This window comes from Paenibacillus marinisediminis, assembly GCF_054343325.1.
In genome coordinates, this window is the sequence record NZ_JBTGUH010000001.1 from 311,061 (window position 1) to 331,079 (window position 20,019).

The following is a 20,019-nucleotide window of genomic DNA, read 5'->3' on the forward strand; positions in this document are numbered from 1 at the left end:
TTCACTATCATAACAATACAATAAATTAATCAACCTAATTGCCGAATGAAATCTCTAGCTATGCTCTCTATTCGTTCAATTTCATACTGTGGGAGAACGCCAGTATGCATAATGACATTCCTACACATTGTTAAGTCATCCATTCGTGAAACAATCCAAGCTTGATTTGGAATAATATCCGAAAATTCATCCCAATTATTAACAATAATTTGAGCGAGATTATCAAGCATGGTATAATGAATCAATGAATCCCCTCTGGTAGAATGATATTTATTCTTTTCTTCAGCTGTTTTCAACTTATCACCAGCATCTTTAATTCTTTTTGGAACGCATTCTTCCCACCAATCTAAACCTTTCTGTTCAGCTAGTCGCTCAACAATAAAATTTCGCAAAGTATTTTCTACACAAAAAAGCAGAGTATACACTGAAGACATTTGCATTGCTTGTTGCCATAAGATTGGACTGAAGTCACTTTCAACTACCCGTGTAATTGGTGCTAGTACAACACCTTCCTTTACGCTTAGCCCTTCTTTTTGCATAGAAAACAAGGCATCCTCTGTAAGCATTGCATTAAAAATAAAATTTTTTAAATTTCTTGAGGTTTCCATCCTCCCACAACCTTACGATAAAAGATTTTCTTTAATACTTCTAAATATTGCATTATAAACAGATATATCTGTAGTAGCTGGTAGATGGATTTGAATATTATAATGAAAATCAGGTCTTATACTTTGTGTGTTTATTTTTTCTGTAGTGGAATCGGAACTAACAGCATTAGATATTTTCTTATTTTCTTCTGGGGACTCCTTTGCGTTATGTATCGCAGGAATAGACGTACTTTTAATATTAAAATCAGCATTATTGCAAAGTGCTTTAAAAGTAGTGAAAATTCTACCTACATCCTTAGCATCTTTCCCTGTTAAACGACTAATAGCACCTTTGATCTCATCATCAGGTGCCTCGTATATTTTAGTATTTATAGTAAATAATTCAGAATATAGTTCTTTTATGCGGGAGGCTAAAATTGTTTTAGCTGTAGAACCATCTCGAAGAGCATCATAATATACAGTTGGTGTACCATCATCTGTTATAAACCCTAATCTCTTAAATAATGAGGGATAAGCTTGATCATTAGAACTAGTGAACCCTAGTTGTTTCATAAATGAAATTGTAAATTTACTCGGTTTTGCAGCTGTCCGAACTTTTTCGAATACAGCCTGAACATTTTTGTTGCTCGATAGATAAGGGTACTCGGTCAAATTTAATGCCTCCTCAAAAAAATGAGAACTTATACCTCTCATTTTCTCTCATATTCTAGGTATTTCATTCAAGAGATACTTCTTCATTTGTCCTACTTTTCCCTTTAATTTATTTCTATATTCCTACAAAAATAGTTTATTTTATACTAATGAGCTTTATTAAAGCTAAAGAGTATAAATAATATACATGATAACCTGCGACAGCTCTATGCTTAGGCGCCGTGCTCCTACATTTGAAGTATGTTCTCCGAAGCTAACTCTTTCACTTCCTCCGCGCGGACTGAACCCCTGACCACTTCGTTGCCAGCGAAGCGCTCTACCAGCTGAGCTAAGTCCCCCAAGCTATACATTCCCCTTGATTACACATGTGCATCAATAGCTAACCCATAATCAACTCGTTGCACATACTCTATATTTTCTCAACGTTATCACTATTGGTCGCATACTGAGGGTAAGTTCTTGAACCGAATATATTTTCAATTGCGTAATGCCTGTCTCGCTAATGGATGGCTGTACAATCTCTCGTTTATGATTGATTAACTGCCCTGTAATATTGCGGAATTGATCGGAGGTGCAGATCTGAAAGTAATTGTCCACCATGGACTCATCTTGTTAATCGTTTCTTTGGATAATTTGACACGGTTTATCTGCAGAGCATTGACTTTAATCCCACAATCCTTATATTGCTCCGCCATCTTGAAGGTTAAGATCAACAACGCCATTTTCGAATCACCGTACAACTTATAGACGCTATAAGGCCTGTTTATTTACTAAAGCTTATGAGGAATGGCTGCAAAAGAACATTGCGGACGAGAAAAACCCAAGAAGACGTGAGTTCCTTGAAAAAGGTTTGACCCATGACACCTCGGTATTTCTTCGATCCTGTTGATATCCAACGGTCGGGAATTCGATCATTTGTTATCCGATGGGAAGTGAAGGATATGAACGATGTAGTGCGTTACCTAGATCTAGCGTATATGCCGGGAGGGGCCAAGGGTTGCATCGAAATCCAAGACTATCGATCCCACGCCAGAGATATCTGTGTTACAAGTGCAAACAACTTTTACTAGCCTTTGTCGGAAAATTCGTATCGACTCCTATGTCATATGACTTGGATTGGGCTGAAGCAGAAACGCTTCGATTCACCCGCCGATTGCTGCATTCTTTTTCAGCCCCCCAACTGGCTAGTCACCTTCGACTCTCAGATCGTCACACCCGGCGTATCTTGCTTGGATTAGTCGAACGAAATCTGTTGATGGTAACCAGCGGGAAACAGCGATATTGAACTTATCAACTACGCTGGGAGCACAAGAAGTAAAGGCATAAGAGAGACGCAACACTCTAACGGACACAGTGACCGCTAAAGAGAGTAATTTCGGCATTTTAGAATTCTAACGGACACAGTTACAGCTATTTCGTAAAAATGCTGCTTTTTTCAATGATTTGGAGTAAATAAGCGCTGTGGTGACCGTTACAATCTGAAAATGGCTGCTTTTAGCCAATTAACGTCCATGGTGTCCGTTAGAGTTATAGTATGACCATACATCCAGAGGCTCGACTTCTATCAGAATCGACACGATCATCCATGCGGCAAACCGGATTTCCGCTCGCTCGTTTTGCAATGACATGAAAATAAATGCGATGCCGAAGAACTGTATCCAAGAGAGTCCTCTATGGAGAACGATTCTTAATTCATCGATTATACCAAATGGCATGCCACATAATGATCATAGCCGACATGACGGAACACTGGCACTTCAGCCTTGCAAATCTCCGTCGCAAAAGGACAGCGAGTATGGAACTTACAACCTGATGGCGGGTTCGCCGGGCTCGGGATATCCCCTTTGAGCACGATCCTCTCCCGTTTCAGCTTCGGAATCGGAATCGGCACCGCCGAGAGCAGCGCCTTCGTGTAAGGATGCAGCGGATTGCGGAACAACTCGTCGCGCGGAGCCGTCTCCATCATCGAACCCAAATACATCACACCTATTCGTGTGCATAAATGCTCGACGACGCTTAAGTCGTGCGAGATGAACAAATAGGTAAGACCCTGCGATTCTTGGAGACCGCGGAACAAGTTAATAATCTGGGCTTGGATAGACACATCGAGCGCAGAGACCGGTTCATCGGCAATGATCAGGTCAGGGTTCAGGACAAGCGCACGTGCGATTCCGATCCGCTGCCGTTGCCCGCCGGAGAACTCGTGTGGAAATCGATCATAGTGATAGGAAGCCAAACCGCAGGCTGCAAGTACTTCTTCCACGCGGTCCCGGATTTCACCCTTCTGTAATAGTCCGTGATCGAGCAGTGCTTCTCCGATTGCATCCCCAACGCGTACGCGCGGATTGAGCGAGCTATAGGGATCTTGGAAGATCAATTGCATTTGCGGACGAAGCTTCCGCAGCTCCTTCGGAGGAAGCGTGTGAAGATCCGCCCCCTTGAACAGCACTTCACCGGAAGTCTTATCCGTTAGGCGCAGAATGGTGCGTCCCACGGTGCTCTTCCCGCTGCCTGACTCTCCTACGAGGCCGAACGTCTCACTTGCTCGGATCGACAGGCTGATATTATCCACTGCCTTTACATGACCAGACGTACGATTGAACAAACCGCCTGTAATCGGAAAATACTTCTTTAAATTTCTCACTTCAACGATAGGTTCAGACATGTTTAGCCGCCTCCTCGTATAACCAACATGCCACCTTCTGGCGATCTGCGATGTCTCTTAATTGCGGCTGTTTCGACTGGCATATCGACATGCACTGGCCGCAGCGATCATGGAAATAACATGATTCCGTAAGTGATAATGGATTCGGAACTTGTCCCGGAATCGAATACAGATGGTCCTTCCGCTGATTAATAATCGGCTTCGACTTCAATAAGCCTTGCGTGTACGGGTGTCTCGGATTACTGAAGAGCTCGACCACTTCGCCTTCCTCAACAATCTTGCCGGAATACATCACGATCACGTAGTCCGCCATCTCCGCTACGACCCCCAGATCATGGGTGATCAATAAGATCGACATATTCGAATGAGCTTTAATCTCGCGAAGCATATCCAGAATTTGCGCTTGAATCGTCACATCGAGCGCGGTCGTCGGTTCATCGGCAATGAGCAGCTTCGGATTGCAGGAGATCGCAATCGCGATCATGATCCGCTGCAGCATCCCTCCGCTGAGTTCATGCGGATACGAATCGAAAATTTGCTCCGCTCGCGAGATCCCAACCTGTTCGATCAGCTCAATCGCACGCTTACGCGCATCTTTCTTGCTGAGTTTCAGATGCTCCATGAGCGGCTCCGTAATCTGCCCTCCGATTGGCAGCACCGGATTGAGCGAAGACATCGGCTCTTGGAAGATCATTGCGATGTCGTGGCCGCGAATGGTACGCAGTTCATTTTTACTCATCTTCAGCAAATCTTCGCCTTCGAAGCCAATTCGACCGCTCACCACTTTCCCAGACGGTCCTTCGATTAATCCCATGATCGACATCGCTGTCATGCTCTTGCCGCAGCCAGACTCACCAACGATGCAGACGGTCTCCCCTTCACGCACCCGTAAGCTGATATCGTCAATCGCCTTGACCGTACCTTCCTCTGTATAGAAATACGTACGTAAATGATCGATATCTAGTGTGTTCTTCATCATCCATCACCTACTTCTTCTGTTTGGGATCCAGCACGTCCCGAAGCCCGTCACCGAATATATTAATGGCGATAACCGTTGAGAAAATCGCAAAACCTGGAGGAATCCACAGCCACGGATGCTTCTCGAAGTCAATGATGCTATTCGCCGCATCAATCATATTCCCCCATGTTGCCGTAGGCGGCATAACACCAAGACCAAAGTAACTCAGCACCGACTCCGATAGAATCGCACCGCCGATATTGAGCGTTGCCACGACAATTAAGAGTGGAAATAAGTTCGGAAGCAGATGATGGAACAGCTTTCGCCGATCCCGCAGCCCAAGGACAACGGCCGCCTGCATGAATTCACGCTCTCGGAGACTTAGCATCTGCCCGCGAACAAGCCTTGCAAGACCCGGCCAACCGACGAAACTGAGCATCATCATGACGATATACATCCGATAATCGGTCGGGATTTTCCACTCAGACAACAAGGCCCCGAGGATGAACAAGATCGGCAGACTTGGAATGGAGAGCAATAAATCCGCAATCCGCATAATCACTTGATCTACGATCCCCCGATAATAACCCGCAATCGAACCGAGCAAGCTCCCGATAAAGACCGATAGCAGCATGGATGCAAGGCCGACAGTGAGCGAGATTCGACCCGCTTGGAGCAGACGTGTCAAGACATCGCGTCCTAACATATCCGTCCCGAGCCAATGTTTGAGATTAGGCGCATTGTTCATCGCCATCACGTTCACCTTGTTATCGGTGTATGGCGAGAAGAACGGTCCAATAAAGCACGCCGCGAACATAAACACAATAAAAATAAAGCCCGATACCGCTAATTTATTCCTGAGCAGCTTCCGCATGGACTGTTTCCATAATGAGGTTCTCGCTGCACGGAGCTTGCTGCTGCGACCTATCACAACTTCGCTTTGAACCATAGACATAGGCCCCTCCTCACAGTTTCACGCGCGGATCCGCGATGTTATATAGAATGTCAGATAAGAGCGTACCGATGACCGTGAGAACAGCGATGAACATCGTAAATCCCATGAGCAGCGGATAATCTCTGGCACCAAAAGACTGCATGTACAGCTGTCCAATGCCCGGCCAATTGAATATTTTCTCGATAATGAGCGATCCGCCAAAGAGCCCCGGAAGCTCGAATCCGACGAGCGTAATCGCAGGCAGCAGCGCATTGCGCAGTGCATGACGGAACAGCACCTTCTTCTCCGTCATCCCTTTGGCACGGGCTGTTCGGATATAGTCCTGCTTAATAACGTCAATCATGTTACTGCGGAAATACCTAGTTAACGACCCGACACCTAGCAGCGTCATCACGATCACTGGCAGCGCCATATGGTTTATGACTTCCTTGACATAGGCGAGGCCCATCGCATTGCTGCCTGTCGTCATCATGCCGCCTGGCGGCAGCCACTTCAGATCGACGGCAAGCGTCTTAATCAAGAATAACCCGATGAAGAACGATGGGATCGACATCGCCGCGAAGATTCCGATCATCACAAGCGTATCGAACCAAGAGTACTGCCTGTAAGCCGAGATGACCCCAATAATTACGGCGAGCAGCCAAGTCAAGAAGGTTGAAGTAATCGCGAGCAGAAATGAATTCCAGATATATTCATTGAACAACGTCAGTACCGGCTTCTGCTGCGCTAGCGAATAACCGAAATCGCCATGCAGCGCATTTTTCATCCAGAGGAGGTACCGTTCAAATAGCGGTTTGTTAAAGCCATAAATCTCCCGAAGCTCCGCCTTGCGTTCCGCCGTCAGCTTCATATTGCTGGATACGAAATCCCCTGGCGTTAAGGCGTATAAGAAGAAGATCAGCAACGATGCACCGAGTAATATCAAGACCATATAGATCAGACGTTTTGTTAGATACGTGCTCATATATTTGGCTCCTTAATAGTCCATCCCCTGTCTGCACGACAAGGGACGGAAAGGTGATATTATTTCAAAGTCCACTCTGGTAAGCTCGCTGAGATACCTTGCGATGGATTGATTTTGATATTCTCAATACGGCCGTTGTACGCCAGGATCAACTTGCTGTAGCTCGTGAAGATGTATGGAGCATCTTCGTTAATGATTAGATACAGCTCTTTATATATCGCTTTGCGCTCTTCGATATCTGTCGTTGCAAGACCTTTCGCATAGAGCTCCTTCACTTTTGGATTGTCGTACCCTTTCACTTCGCCATCGACGAAGGACAACACGCCATCCGAAGGATCACCCAAAATCGATGTGGAGAAGGAGACGAGATCGTAGTCACCGCTCTCGAACTTCGCAATCTGCGCATTGAAGTCCGCGAATTGCTCGGCTTCCAGCTGTACGCCAATTGCTGCATAGTTTTCTTTGGCTACCGCGATGAAGATGTCTGTTCCTTTCTTCTTGGAGCCGATGAAGTGAACGCTCAACTTCTTGCCATCTTTCTCACGGATACCGTCTTTGCCTTCCTTCCAGCCTGCTTCATCCAGCAATTGCTTCGCTTTCTCTGGATCATAGTTGTAAGGGTTAATGCCCTCTTCGGTATATGACCATGAGCTCTGCTGTGTTGGGATGTTCGCAATAGTCGCCGCTCCTTGGTTCGAATCCACGTAAATCGTCTTCCGGTCCAGTCCATAGGTTAATGCTTGACGAACAAGCTTATCCTTGAGTGCTTCATGCTCCATGTTGAACTGAAGATAGCCATAGTTGCTCGCGGTGTAGGGCTCTAGGTTCAAGAAACCGAGCTTCTGGAGACGCTCAATATTGTCCGTTGTCGCTGAGAAGCTGCCGTAGTCCTGCTCGCCCGTCTCGATGAATTGGAACGCGTCGCCTTCTGTTGTTTTATAGATGAAATGTTCCGTCTTCGGCTTGCCTGCATAGTAATACTCGTTCGCTACGAAGCGTACCTCTTGACCCGGAATGAATTTCTCCAGCTTGTAAGGTCCGTTACCGAGCGGTGTGGCATGCAAATTCTTAATGTAATCCAGTTGACCAAACTTGTAATCCTTGCCGTAGTAAGCTTTGGACAATACATCCGAACCGAGTACTTGAAGCGCCGTTGCATTCACATTCTCCAAAGTTACGGAAATCGTAAGCGGGTCGATGACTTTGATTCCTTCGATAGACGGTGCTTTGCCTTCTTTGTAAGCTTTACCACCTTTGATATTCGTCGAGAGAATATCGTATTGGCCATCGTAGACTTTGTCATGCAGAATCGTCCATGTGAATGCGACATCATCTGCCGTCAATGGGGATCCATCGCTGAATTTCAAATCTTTGCGCAGGTGGTATGTATACGTTAATTGATCGTCCGAGATGTCCCAGCTCTCTGCAAGTCCAGGAATCGGAAGGCCTTTCTCATCCATTTTTACCAGCGAGGAGAAGAGGACCGAAGACACGTTGCCGTCATACCCACTCTGATGGAAATACGGTGTGAAAGCACCGCTTGGATCTGTTAAGCCGACGATAATCGTATCCGTACGTTTCTTCGCATTTTCTGGAAGCTTGGATAAATCCGTTGCTTTCACCAAGCTCGTAATGCCTCCGGTTGCCGGCGTTGTCTGCTCGGGGGTTGTCGCCGCAGCTTCCGTCTTGCCGCTATCTACTACAGGCGTCGAGGCTGGTGATGAGCAAGCAGACAACAAGAGTACTCCACTAATAATGACCGTTAGTAATGAAAATAAACCCTTTCTCATAATACGTCTCCCCGTTTCTAATAAATTGAATTAAACATATAATTCCGATACGAAAGGTGTGAATTATTTTGATTGGTTTTATTATATGAATCAAAATGTGTTCTGTAAAGAGAGAACTTAAAAAAGGTTTTGTGTAAAGAGAATATGTCCCTTCTCCATAAAATAAAACCTGTCTAAACAAAAAACGCCTCCGGTGTCCATAAAGGACGGGAAGCGTCTGGGTGAGAAACCGTATATTATTCCGACCTCGTGGTGATAAAACGATACAGAATTTCATCGATTTGCCGTACCGCCTTGAGCCGGAGACTATAATGTGTCGTAACTTCACCCTCGATATGGGCATGAATAAATCCTGCGCTGCGCAGCTTACCGATATGATCATGGGTAATCCCTTTGGATATTTTCATATGGCGTACAATTTCGGTAAAAGGCTGTGGACCCTGGTGCAAATACCGCAAAATCTTCATTCGGCTCTTCTCGCCAATCGTACGAAGAATTCGATAATGATGCGGAGAGAGCTCCCCAGGTTCATCAATATATACCCTCGCTGCATAGTGACATAGTGTTACTTTGCCAAAGTGCCAGATCACATTTAAAGGCTGAAAATGATATTGCGGAACAAGAATCAACTCTTCAAGCCCTGGAATCGGCGTGAACAGCATCCCATTCGTCGTATCATCGACGAAATCCTCTGGCGACAACTGCGTTAACATCTCAGTTCGCCGAGCCGCTTCGGCATGTAGAAGGCGAAGAATTTCCGGGTCCAACTGAAGAAAATACTCTTCATTCCACGCGGTCAACAATTGCACGGCATGCGTTCGGAAGGCCTCCATCTGCGCTGGAAATTCATTTCCGTACTGCGACAGCAGTTCGTATAACTCCCCCACGGAAAGTCCTTCAATCCACGTCACGAGCTCTTTCGGAGACGTCAAGTCCGGACAGACAAGGGCCAGCAAATAGATAAATCTCCAATCGCCATTCACCTCGATGCTATCGAGCATACTTCGAAGTTCAGGCGATAATCGCTCCTGTGTTATCTCTACCCATTCCATTGAGAGATCGATTTTTTTATAGGATTTACGGCATAAATAAGTATGCAGACTGCTAATAAATTCATGCAAGGGCGTAAAACTTACGCGTAAGCGATAATCCAATGCCACACCCCTCCGCTCCTTTCCTAATATGCGTGTGCAATCTATAATTTCTTATATATTAACAAAAACCACTTCTAATGACGTGATTCAGTTTCGTTTATGGTGGAGCCAAGGGGTAAACCCTTTAGAAAACAAAAAAAAGCCTGACCTTAAAATTCAATAAGATTCAGGCTTCTATATATTCATTTTCTTATTACTAAACGAGATTGAATTCTGTAATGCTCCACGCTGTCAAGGCACTATTTTCTAAAGAATAAGCTATATCCTCCTTCTTGTGATTTCATGTTTTAGGATGCTTTTTTCAATAGATTACGCAGAAAATGGTTCGGGCTTCGCCTTGCACATCCCTTGAAAGATCAACGATGAAGTCGATAAACCTCGGAGGCAACCTGCCATGTTTTCGAAAAGCACTCGCCGGTAAGACGATGCCACTCTTCTTCCAACCGTTGATCAACGATTCGATCGGGAAGCGCTAATGAAGAATCGGACTCAACGATCATAAACAAGACAAGCCCCTCGCGAAAAATGCGCAAAGACACGATGCCCGCCTCCCGCATATGCTTCTCGTTCCCAGCGGGAATTTCGCGATGAAGTTGTTCGTACCGTTCAACTTGATCCGGATGAAGCTGCGCTACTCTCACTTCCGTTATCACGTTTGCTGCCAAGTCCCCCACTCCTTTTCAATCGCTCGCTCACCATACGGGATTGGGTGTTTCCTATCTCTCCCCACCCGCCCGCATAGCCAGTCCCGAAGCCTTCATGAATCGATCCGTCCCCGAATGACGCTAACCTTCTCTTCACTCGGCCAAGGCATATCGTATGATGGAGCATGGACATACCGTTCCATGGTAAGCCGCAAGACGATACCGGTTCCCGATGGCAGCGATACGTGAAGCCATTTCCCCTCGATCGGGAGCGTTCCAGTCACTTGACCGGAAGCATCGACGATTTCTCCAGCGATAAACTGATGTTCTCCGAATACGCCAGCTTGCACGACTAACTCCCGATCATCGAAAAGACTTGTGTTGAACAAATGTACCGTTACCGAATCCGATGTGAGCTTCTCCACCAAGGCAGATACTCCCGGAGGCAATCCCGGTCTCCTCTCGGCTGCGTCGAAATAGCGCACGCGACCATGTTGCAGACCACCATGCGAGATATGCATTGGCCCGCCCAGCGTTAATTGTACGAGCCCTTCGAAATAGAGCGGACACATCTCCTGCCATATATGAATAGCGGAATAAATGCCTTCGTTGAAATGTTCGGTCCAACCGTGCGGATCGCCTTCCGGTGCACGCATCTTGGCGAGCTGATTGCCGATCAATTCGTAATTGGCGCTCAGAATTCGCTGCGGGTAATCCGGATTCAGTCCGCGGATGTACTGGTACCACGGCTGCGTATTACCGATGTAGTGTTTCGTTTCCCTACCAGTCTTCGGGTCTCTGCCGGAGAATGCGGGCACGATTACTTCGTTCCAATCGTGGTCTTTGGGAATGCGTTCGATACGTTCCAAGTCTTCATCAGCCATCGACGTCATCCATAAATAGATCGGGTATCTCGACTGCGCCTCACGGTAATCCGTCCAGCCGCTATCGAAATGCTTATACGGGACGACCTGCTTCCCTTCATGCTCTTTGCGCAGCTCCCAATTGCGATCAAGCTGCTCCCTTGCCAGATCGAGCCCGTTCATGTCTCCGGACAGTAATACCGTGTTCATGCACGCATTCGTGATCGGCTCGATGATCGTCATAAAACCATGCGGCCAGCGCCAACCGTAGTAGCCTCCCCACCATTTGCCGTCGTTGTATTCCCCGATCTGTCCGGACAGTCCGACATTGTCGGGAATGATGCCGCCGTTTAACCGCGCCCTTTCCTTCCACACCTCTACGTATTCGATCACCCATTTTTTCATGCTTTCATCTCCGGAAAACATGAAGGCGTGCGTAATCAAACTCGTCGCGTTCAAATTCAGCGGCACGTCGCCGCGGTTCATCCGATCATTCATCATCTCGATCAAGTGTTTGTATACTACATCATTGGACCAGGCACACTTGCCGCTCTCGAAATTCACACCGGGAATATCTTCGTACGGAGCCAAATAATCGTCGAGGATGCCTCGGTGCGTACTCCAATCTTCTTCCGTCACTACAAAGCGGGGGCCGCGGCTGCCAGTCAGCGGCGACCGAATCAGCTTAAGCTCTTTATCATAGTTCGGCGCATCCGGATCGTCTCCAGTGTACATGGCCGCGAAGTTTTTCGCTCGCTGGCGGTCTTTAAGCGTGGCTGGTCCCGCCAACCCGAGGAAATACAAATACAAATATCCTTCGCCATGATGCATCCAGTCGTAATAAGCGTCGAATTCCCGGTGCACTTGTCCGTATTCCGTCCACTGCCAAGTGATGCCATCCCATATTCTGCGGGACACCTCGTGCAGTTCGCTGCTCCCCCCCAGTACATAAAGCAGGGCCAAGTTCATAAATCCTTCATAGGGGTCGTCGGATCCATCCATACCCGGCCATTGCTCGAACCAAATCAACGAGCCGTCGGGATGAGTATACCGTTCGACGAACTCTTTAGCCGCCTTGTTCAACGTTTCAAAAAGCTGTTGCTCCTGCAAAGCCCACTGCGGAGTAACCATCCGTTCCGAGGCGTGGACATGCGCAAGCGATAGATGAGATAAAGTCATTGTGCCGTTCTCCTTCCTTGGATTAACCGAGCTGAAAGCCACCATGCAGCGGAATAAGCGCCCCGTTGACCCATGAAGCCTTCTCGCTGCATAAATACAAAGCTGCATCCGCCACCTGCTGCGGCGATCCCACATCCGCCCTTAGTTTCTCGGATTCGGCAACCTTTTCGGCCTCGGCGGGATCTTCAATCAACTGTTTAAACCATTCGTTTAGCAATGGCGTCGCAATGCCCGCCGGAAGCAAGGCGTTGCAGCGAATGCCGGTATCTTTCAAATCGAGCGCAAGTCCTGTCGTCAGATGATTGAGCGCGGCCTTGAGCGAATCGTAAACGAAATTGCCAGCGATATTTTTCTGGCTGTTTAACGAGCTGATGTTGACGATCGAACCGCGCGTTTCCTTCAAATTCGGCAGAGCCTTCTGAATTAGAAAAAAAACAGACTTTACGTTAACCGCGAAGAGGCGGTCCCAGTCCTCGTGCGTGACTGCTTCGATCGGCTTGTTGCACACCAGGGCAGCGTTGTTGATGATGATATCGATTCTGCCCCATGTCTTGACGGTCTGCTCTACGATCATATCCGGCGCGGTAGGAAGGAGCTGGTCCGCTTGCACGAAGAACGCCGTGCCTCCATCTCGCTCTATCCCTTCGACGACCTGTCGCAACTTCTCCACATCCCGTCCGCATACGACAACGCGTGCGCCTTCTTTCGCCAAGGACTCGGCGATCGCCTTGCCAATTCCGCTTCCGGCCCCCGTTACGATCGCAACTTTATTCGAAAATTCAGCCATTTCCACCATCTCCTACTCTCCACTATACAATTTCATCCAAAAGTCTATACAACAAAAAATACATTCCTATAGAAAACCTCTATTCGCTAGTAGAATTAGTACAAAACTACAAGGAGCGGATCTACTATGCCAAGACAAAGACGTACATTTACAGATGATTTTAAGAGACAGATGGTTCAGTTATTCGAGAATGGAAAATCTAGAGCTATTATTGTTGAAGAATACGAATTGAGTCCCTCTGCATTAGATCGTTGGATCAAACAATACCAACAGTTAGGATCTTTCTCAGAGAAAGATAATCGTTCTGCAGAGGAGAATGAACTCATTGCGTTACGAATAGAAAATCAACGTCTTAAGATGGAAAACGATATTTTAAAGCAAGTAGCGCTGATCGGTATTTCATTCTAGAGATACTTCTTCATTTGTCCTACTTTTCCCTTTATTTTCTTTTATATTTCGACAAAAATAGTTTATTTTCTACTAATGAGCTTTACTAAAGCTAAAGAGTATAAATAATATACATGATAACCTACGACAGCTCTATACTTAGACGCCGTGCTCCTACATTTGAAGTATATTCTCCGAAGCTAACTCTTTCACTTCCTCCGCGCGGACTGAACCCCAGGGTTCGCCCCCTAGGGGCTCTACCACAACAAAAAAACCACGTCCGATGACGTGGTTAAAATTCGTTTTGGTGGAACTATGGGCGATCGAACCCCTGACCTCTTCGCTGCCAGCAAAGCGCTCTACCGGCTGAGCAGAGTCTCACAAGCTATACATTCCACTTGATTGCACATGTGCATCAATAACTAACCCTTAATCAACTCGTTGCACATTCTCCATATTTTTTCGACGTTATCACTATTGGTCGCATACTGAGGGTAAGACCCCGAGCCGAATATATTTTTCAATTGCGTAAAGCCTGCCTCACTAATGGATGGCTGTACAATCTCTCGTTTATGATTGATTAATTGCCCTGTAACATCGCGGAATTGATCGGAGGTACAGATCTGAAAGTAATTGTCCGCCATTCCAGACGGTAAAGGATTCGTAAGATTCTGAGCCATTGCAAGCACTCTCCACCATGGACTCATCTTGTTAATCGTTTCTTTGGATAATTTGACACGGTTTATCTGCAGAGCATTGACTTTAATCCCTCGATCCTTATATTGCTCCGCCATCTTGAAGGTTAAGATCAACAACGCCATTTTCGAATCACCGTACATCTTATAAGCGCTATAAGGCCTCGAATTCCGGAATTCACCTCGCAAGTTATCGAAGTCGATTGTCCTTTTCGGATCGAAGAAATTCTTGATGTTGGTCGTGCATGCGTTGAGCACTCTTGGATCTTGAGACAGTTCTAGATGATCTGCTAATAGATTAGTCAATAGATAGGGTCCGAATGTATTCGTAGCAAATGATAATTCGATATGTTCGGGGCTAAGTTTATACTCTTTTTCACCGTGATTTAAGTAAGCGGCATTATGGATGAGGATGTCTATGTGTGGATATGCGTCTTTAACCTTTGAGCAGAAAGTACGGATAGAATCAAAAGAAGATACGTCCAGTTCTAATAGATCTACTTTCGCATTGTTCGATGCCTGAATGATATCTTGCTGCACAGCTACACTAATTCTCATATTGCGGCATGCCATAATAACTCGATATCCTTCGATCGCGAATCTTAGTGCCACTGCTTTCCCAATCCCTGAGTTAGCTCCTGTAATGATAACGATCTTATCCTCCATACCAATCGCGACCTCCAATAGGAAATTTCACCAGAAACACCTTTAGACATCCTTCATCTGCATCTCATCGGATAACAAAAAAAGACGACATCTCTGTCGTCTCTAAGTTCGATATGGTGGACCGTCAGGGACTCGAACCCTGGACCACATGATTAAGAGTCACGTGCTCTACCAACTGAGCTAACGATCCATGATGTAAGGTAGAGGTAAAGTTGGTGGAACCAAGGGGGATCGAACCCCTGACCTCTTCGCTGCCAGCGAAGCGCTCTCCCAGCTGAGCTATGGCCCCACAGAATAACATTCAGCATAGATTATACTGTTCGTAAACTGCCTTACTAGTATAGCACCATCTTAAAATGAACACAAGAAAAAATTGACTTAATGATATTTAACACCTTACAGCAAGCCAATGAACAACATAAAAGCCCTCCAGTGGGAGAGCCTTGTTTCATAAGGAAATGGGCGGTTGGCTTATTACTTGGAAGAAAGGCGCGTGCCTATGAGCGTTGCGATGCACTTAAACTCATTTTCCAATTCAGGGAGGTGATCCATTCTTGCCTATTCAATTGTGCTTGCCGTTATACTCACTTGCCAGAAGATTAGTTAGAACTTAAAGCTACAGTTCCTCTTCTTGAAGTTGTATAACTATTTGAAGCCTCCCGCCCTTTTCTTGCTACCGCAGAAGCCTTGCTTGTTATCACTTTCTCCTCTTCTGCTTAACTTTATAATACCACTTTATGTAAGCGTTTGCAATATTGAATTGTAAAAATAACATATAGAGCATTTCAGTCCTTCAGCGCACATTGTCCACCCACAACTTCAAATAAATAAGCCCTCCATCAGGAGAGCTTTAATCGTAAAGATATTGGGCGGTTGGCTTCATTGCTTGAATGAAAGGCACGTGCTTAAGAGTGTTGCTCTTGCACTTCAACATATAACCCATTCGCTTCCATATGCTACTGCTTGCGGATGTAATACTGCTCACTGCTATACTTTACTTCAAGAAGTTCTGTTCTACAACCTGAATTATAGATCTCCTTCCTGTTCTCGTATAACTACTATAAGCCTACCGCCCGTATCTTGCTTCTACAGAAGATGTGCTGGTTATTACTTTCACGTCTTCTGCTTGAATTCATTATAGCACTCTGGTTAAGCGTTTACAACACCAGCCACACAAATATCACTTCTTCGCCTTACCCTAAATTACGCTCCGACAACTCGCGATTTCAGCCCGACTTGATGATCAGCAAAAGAAGCCAACCCGCAGCCCTTCCCAGGCAGCAGACAAGCTTCTTGCATCATTATTGCTTATTCATATCGGATAGAGGATGCTTGGACAACAGCCCTGTCAATTCCTTCATAAACATGTTAATGTCTTTAAACTGACGGTACACCGATGCAAAACGGACATACGCCACTTCATCTACAGGATACAGCTGCTCCATCACTAATTCACCAATATTTCGGCTCTCAACTTCCGCTTGCGCAGTTGTTCTCAATTGCCTCTCTACCTCAGACACAATTGCTTCAAGCCTTTCCACAGATACCGGACGCTTCTCACAGGCGCGAATTAGACCTCGCAGCAACTTCTCACGGCTGAACTCTTCTCTGCTTCCGTCCTTCTTAATCACGATAAGAGGTGTTTCCTCCACCATCTCAAACGTCGTAAATCGTCGGCTGCACTCTTCACATTCACGACGACGACGAATGGACTTGTTATCATTGGCTGGCCTTGAATCCAGAACCTTAGTGCCAAAGTGGTCGCAATATGGGCATTTCATCGCGGGTGTCCTCCTTTCATAAACATATATACGGTTACTTCTTGCATGTACACGCAGTCAATCCAATACTATTCGCCAAGAAATCCCAGACCTTACCTGTAATGAACTTCGAAACTTTGCGCAAAATACAATTACAAACGGCAAGGAGGTGAATAGATTATGAGCCAGAACCGTTCCAGCAACAACTTGGTTGTTCCTCAAGCAACTGGCGCACTCGAGCAAATGAAGTTCGAGATCGCACAAGAACTCGGTATTGCTATCCCACAAGATGGCTACTATGGAAACATGGCGACACGTGATACAGGATCGATCGGTGGTTACATCACAAAACGTCTTGTCCAAATGGCAGAACAACAACTTGCAGGTCAATACAAATAAAGTATAGGCATAGCAGCGGACTAAGCGGCGCAAGCTGCTTGTCCGTTGCTACTATTCATAGGCTTTTTTATATTTATCATAATAATGGAACACGCGTTGAACATACAACCGGGTTTCGTTAAATGGTATTTGTTGACTTGCCGTTTCCAGCCGCCCATCCCAGACATCGTCTCGCAGCCACTGGCTCACATTGCCGGGTCCTGCGTTATATGCAGCGACAGCAGCGATCCAATTATTATCGAATTGTTTGATTAATGAATTCAGGTACCACGTTCCAAGCATGATATTAGGTTCAGCCTCGTACTTCAGCTGTTCTAACGTCCACTGATCCTTCACCTTCATCTGCCCCATAATCCAGGTTGCCGTGTCAGGCATCAGCTGCATCATCCCTATCGCACCTTTTCTTGATTCCTGTCCAGGTCGATAGTTCGACTCTACCCGTATTACAGATGCAACTAAAAATGGATCCACCTGATAGGCTTCCGCATTCTCCCTGATCGTATCCTCATATGGTATGGGATACATCCACTTTCCCAGCCATTGCGATTGCACAAAGAGGATAAATAATAATCCCACGAGCAGCACAAGTAAATACCGCTTACGCAGTAATTTATTTTTTACATTGCTCATAACTTTACCTTTTCATTCTTCAGTCGTCTAATCAATTGCTGCACTTGCTGGCGAGTTATTTCCACATCCGTCTCATTCTGAATAACATAATCCGCCTTCGTCCGTTTATCCTCAATATCCATCTGCGCATGAAGACGCTGTTCTGCTTGCTCTACCGTTAATCCATCCCGCTCCATTAATCGTTTCAACTGGACAGCACGCGGTACGTATACAACGATCACAGCATCGAACATGCCTTCCATTCCAGACTCATACAACAGCGGAATATCTGCAATGACCAGCTTGTCCGGCTGTTCAACTGCATATTGATCCATCAGAGCAAGCATTCTCTTGCGAATAGCAGGATGTGTAATCTGTTCTAAAGCCTTACGCTCTTGTTCATCTCGAAATACGACTTCTCCCAGCCGCTTCCGATTAAGGGAACCGTCTTGCAGCAGCATGTCCTCACCGAATCGCTCTGCAATGAGTGTCAGGGCCGGACTGCCAGGAAGCACGATCTCCCTGGCAATCTGATCCGCATCAATGAGGAGCGCACCTTCGCTCACGAACATAGCAGACACCGTACTCTTTCCGGAAGCGATTCCTCCGGTCAATCCGAGCTTCATCGTCTCACCTCATCTAAGCTTACAGCAGTTTCAGAATACCCATTAACACTAGTACACAACCTGGAAGAAAGGATAGTTTCCTCATCCAGCTCCATCTCGCTGCAAACACCGTTCCAAGCTTAAGACCCAGCTTAAGAAAAGCACCGCTGAATATAGCAATGAACGATGCCGTCCATAGCGGCGGATAACCGATCATTGCCGCGCCAATGCCAGCTCCGAAGGCATCTAATGAAAGCGCCGCTCCAAGCCACGCCGCTTCGGAAGCGCTAATCGTTCCCGAACGGTCGATATCGGCGGCGGCTGGCGTTCGCAGAATCTGAACAATAATTCCTAAGCGTCTCAATTGAACTTGAAGCACTGGCGTCGGATCCATATCAACCGCAGTGTCACAAGAGTCAGCGGCCTCAGCTGCATCGCCTTTTTCCAACTCTTCACCAGACGAAGATCGCACGAACTGAACAATAGCCAGCAGCCCGATTCCGATCAAGATCAACGCCCCGCATCTGCTTGCGAAAGCAGGCGATATCCATGTCATCAACCAGCTTCCAACTTGCATGGATAAGTACAGGACAAGTCCTGAACAGAATGCAATAACTAGAACGGATATCCATGGCATTCTCATACGGCGAATACCATAGGTCATACCGACACCAAAGCTGTCCAGACTTAACGCAAATGCCAACACAATCATCGATACAACCGGAATCATCGACTCCATTCCCCTCCCGCATTGAATCCTGACAGCACGCTTTCAAGACTCATTAGATGTCGTTATCATATGGGCGGATCGGGAAATAGGTGCAACTTGTTACGGTCTAGGCTGACATATCGGACAAGTATGGGTGCCGCGGCCTCCAACAACCGTCTTCTCAATCATGCTTCCGCAGGCTGAACAAGGCTGATTCTGACGCCCGTACACCTGCAATTGGTGCTGAAACATCCCCATCTCGCCTTGTCCATTCACATAAGACTTGATGGAAGAGCCGCCAACCTCGACGGCATCATGCAAAGTGAACCGAATAGCATCATACAGCTTGTCTACCTGCTCTTCCGTTAACTGATCAGCAGGTGTCAATGGATGAATGCCAGATCGGAACAACGCTTCATCTACATATATATTGCCAAGTCCCACAATTATATGCTGATTGAGCAATACGGGCTTAATGAAGCTTCGGCGACTCTTCAACGCTTCGCGAAGCTTCTCCTTCGTAAAGTCTGCCGATAGCGGCTCAAGGCCAAGCTTGTTAAGCGGCGGCAGCACCAGCTCATCGCCAGTCTTGAACAGATGCATCGTGCCGAATTGGCGAACATCCTTATATCTTAGCTCAGTTTGATCTTCAAAGTGAAAAATAACATGTGTGTGCTTCTCTACTGGCTCATCCGCAGCATAGACGCCATAGCGTCCTTCCATTCGAAGATGGGATACGAGCACGAGTCCATCCAGCATAATCTTCAAAAACTTGCCGCGCCGCTCTACCTGTTCAATCGTATGTCCTTCGAGAGCGGCACAGAATGATTCTATTTCAACCGGACGCTGAATGATTCGTGGCAGCGTGACAGTGACGCGCTCAATTCGCTTGCCCGCTACTAACGTGTTCAGCGTTCGCTTCACGGTTTCTACTTCCGGCAATTCCGGCATACTTATTCACCTCAACATCC

At 46.5% G+C, this 20,019-nt stretch carries 18 protein-coding genes, 3 tRNA genes and 1 pseudogene; 2 read left to right on the forward strand and 20 right to left on the reverse strand.

Features of this window, described 5'->3' with window-relative positions; all coding sequences use genetic code 11:
* Positions 1–29 precede the first annotated feature (29 nt).
* The 11 genes from ACXX53_RS01490 to ACXX53_RS01540 all read right to left on the reverse strand — a co-directional run bounded on the left by ACXX53_RS01490 (position 30) and on the right by ACXX53_RS01540 (position 13,218).
* Positions 30–608: a Swt1 family HEPN domain-containing protein gene (locus ACXX53_RS01490; protein WP_458566828.1), complete on the reverse strand. Its 579-nt coding sequence runs from the start codon at positions 606–608 to the stop codon at positions 30–32.
* 12 nt (positions 609–620) lie between these two features.
* Complete coding sequence (locus ACXX53_RS01495; RefSeq protein ID WP_458566829.1) at positions 621–1,259, reverse strand: DUF5343 domain-containing protein; 639 nt, start codon at positions 1,257–1,259, stop codon at positions 621–623.
* 1,699 nt (positions 1,260–2,958) lie between these two features.
* Positions 2,959–3,924 (reverse strand): ABC transporter ATP-binding protein, encoded by a 966-nt coding sequence (locus ACXX53_RS01500; RefSeq protein ID WP_458566830.1) that lies wholly within the window; start codon positions 3,922–3,924, stop codon positions 2,959–2,961.
* On the reverse strand, positions 3,917–4,900 hold the full coding sequence (locus tag ACXX53_RS01505; protein ID WP_458566831.1) for an ABC transporter ATP-binding protein: 984 nt from the start codon (positions 4,898–4,900) through the stop codon (positions 3,917–3,919). The genes ACXX53_RS01500 and ACXX53_RS01505 overlap by 8 nt, the downstream gene beginning before the upstream one ends.
* A gap of 10 nt (positions 4,901–4,910) precedes the next feature.
* Positions 4,911–5,837, reverse strand: a complete 927-nt coding sequence (opp4C, locus tag ACXX53_RS01510; RefSeq protein ID WP_458566832.1) for an oligopeptide ABC transporter permease — start codon at positions 5,835–5,837, stop codon at positions 4,911–4,913.
* A 10-nt stretch (positions 5,838–5,847) separates the two neighbouring features.
* The gene (locus ACXX53_RS01515) at positions 5,848–6,801 is read right to left on the reverse strand and encodes an ABC transporter permease (protein WP_458566833.1); all 954 of its coding nucleotides are present in this window, start codon (positions 6,799–6,801) and stop codon (positions 5,848–5,850) included.
* 59 nt (positions 6,802–6,860) lie between these two features.
* Entirely contained in the window at positions 6,861–8,591 is a 1,731-nt protein-coding gene (locus ACXX53_RS01520) for an ABC transporter substrate-binding protein (RefSeq protein WP_458566834.1), read from the reverse strand.
* A 236-nt stretch (positions 8,592–8,827) separates the two neighbouring features.
* Positions 8,828–9,643 (reverse strand): ArsR/SmtB family transcription factor, encoded by an 816-nt coding sequence (locus ACXX53_RS01525; RefSeq protein WP_458566835.1) that lies wholly within the window; start codon positions 9,641–9,643, stop codon positions 8,828–8,830.
* Positions 9,644–10,101: 458 nt separating this feature from the next.
* On the reverse strand, positions 10,102–10,410 hold the full coding sequence (locus tag ACXX53_RS01530; RefSeq protein ID WP_458566836.1) for an L-rhamnose mutarotase: 309 nt from the start codon (positions 10,408–10,410) through the stop codon (positions 10,102–10,104).
* A gap of 92 nt (positions 10,411–10,502) precedes the next feature.
* Entirely contained in the window at positions 10,503–12,431 is a 1,929-nt protein-coding gene (locus ACXX53_RS01535) for a hypothetical protein (protein WP_458566837.1), read from the reverse strand.
* Between the two features lie 22 nt (positions 12,432–12,453).
* Positions 12,454–13,218, reverse strand: coding sequence for an SDR family NAD(P)-dependent oxidoreductase (locus tag ACXX53_RS01540; protein ID WP_458566838.1), 765 nt, complete (start codon positions 13,216–13,218; stop codon positions 12,454–12,456).
* 126 nt (positions 13,219–13,344) lie between these two features.
* On the opposite strand from ACXX53_RS01540, the pseudogene ACXX53_RS01545 reads away from it, so the two are divergent.
* Positions 13,345–13,596 (forward strand): annotated as a pseudogene (locus ACXX53_RS01545) (transposase); the annotation flags it as partial.
* 314 nt (positions 13,597–13,910) lie between these two features.
* Here ACXX53_RS01545 and ACXX53_RS01550 read toward each other — a convergent pair.
* The 5 genes from ACXX53_RS01550 to nrdR all read right to left on the reverse strand — a co-directional run bounded on the left by ACXX53_RS01550 (position 13,911) and on the right by nrdR (position 16,747).
* Positions 13,911–13,985: transfer RNA gene (locus tag ACXX53_RS01550), tRNA-Ala, on the reverse strand.
* A 42-nt stretch (positions 13,986–14,027) separates the two neighbouring features.
* Positions 14,028–14,966: an SDR family NAD(P)-dependent oxidoreductase gene (locus tag ACXX53_RS01555; protein WP_458566839.1), complete on the reverse strand. Its 939-nt coding sequence runs from the start codon at positions 14,964–14,966 to the stop codon at positions 14,028–14,030.
* 114 nt (positions 14,967–15,080) lie between these two features.
* Positions 15,081–15,156 (reverse strand) — tRNA-Lys (locus ACXX53_RS01560).
* A gap of 23 nt (positions 15,157–15,179) precedes the next feature.
* Positions 15,180–15,255: transfer RNA gene (locus ACXX53_RS01565), tRNA-Ala, on the reverse strand.
* 1,012 nt (positions 15,256–16,267) lie between these two features.
* Positions 16,268–16,747 carry a transcriptional regulator NrdR gene (nrdR, locus tag ACXX53_RS01570; RefSeq protein ID WP_458566840.1) on the reverse strand — a complete coding sequence of 160 codons (480 nt, stop codon included), beginning with the start codon at positions 16,745–16,747 and terminating at the stop codon, positions 16,268–16,270.
* 159 nt (positions 16,748–16,906) lie between these two features.
* Here nrdR and ACXX53_RS01575 point away from each other — a divergent pair, with 159 nt between their 5' ends.
* A complete protein-coding gene (locus ACXX53_RS01575; RefSeq protein WP_458566841.1) occupies positions 16,907–17,125 on the forward strand; it encodes a small, acid-soluble spore protein, alpha/beta type in 219 nt (72 codons plus the stop codon).
* Between the two features lie 51 nt (positions 17,126–17,176).
* Here ACXX53_RS01575 and ACXX53_RS01580 read toward each other — a convergent pair whose 3' ends face one another.
* From ACXX53_RS01580 to mutM, 4 genes are all read right to left on the reverse strand, one after another.
* The gene (locus tag ACXX53_RS01580; protein WP_458566842.1) at positions 17,177–17,755 is read right to left on the reverse strand and encodes a lytic transglycosylase domain-containing protein; all 579 of its coding nucleotides are present in this window, start codon (positions 17,753–17,755) and stop codon (positions 17,177–17,179) included.
* Positions 17,752–18,360 carry a dephospho-CoA kinase gene (gene coaE / locus ACXX53_RS01585; protein WP_458566843.1) on the reverse strand — a complete coding sequence of 203 codons (609 nt, stop codon included), beginning with the start codon at positions 18,358–18,360 and terminating at the stop codon, positions 17,752–17,754. Before coaE ends, ACXX53_RS01580 begins: the two co-directional genes overlap by 4 nt.
* 19 nt (positions 18,361–18,379) lie before the next feature.
* On the reverse strand, positions 18,380–19,078 hold the full coding sequence (ytaF, locus tag ACXX53_RS01590; RefSeq protein ID WP_458566844.1) for a sporulation membrane protein YtaF: 699 nt from the start codon (positions 19,076–19,078) through the stop codon (positions 18,380–18,382).
* A 90-nt stretch (positions 19,079–19,168) separates the two neighbouring features.
* Positions 19,169–19,999: a DNA-formamidopyrimidine glycosylase gene (gene mutM, locus ACXX53_RS01595; protein ID WP_458566845.1), complete on the reverse strand. Its 831-nt coding sequence runs from the start codon at positions 19,997–19,999 to the stop codon at positions 19,169–19,171.
* Between the last annotated feature and the right edge of the window lie 20 nt (positions 20,000–20,019).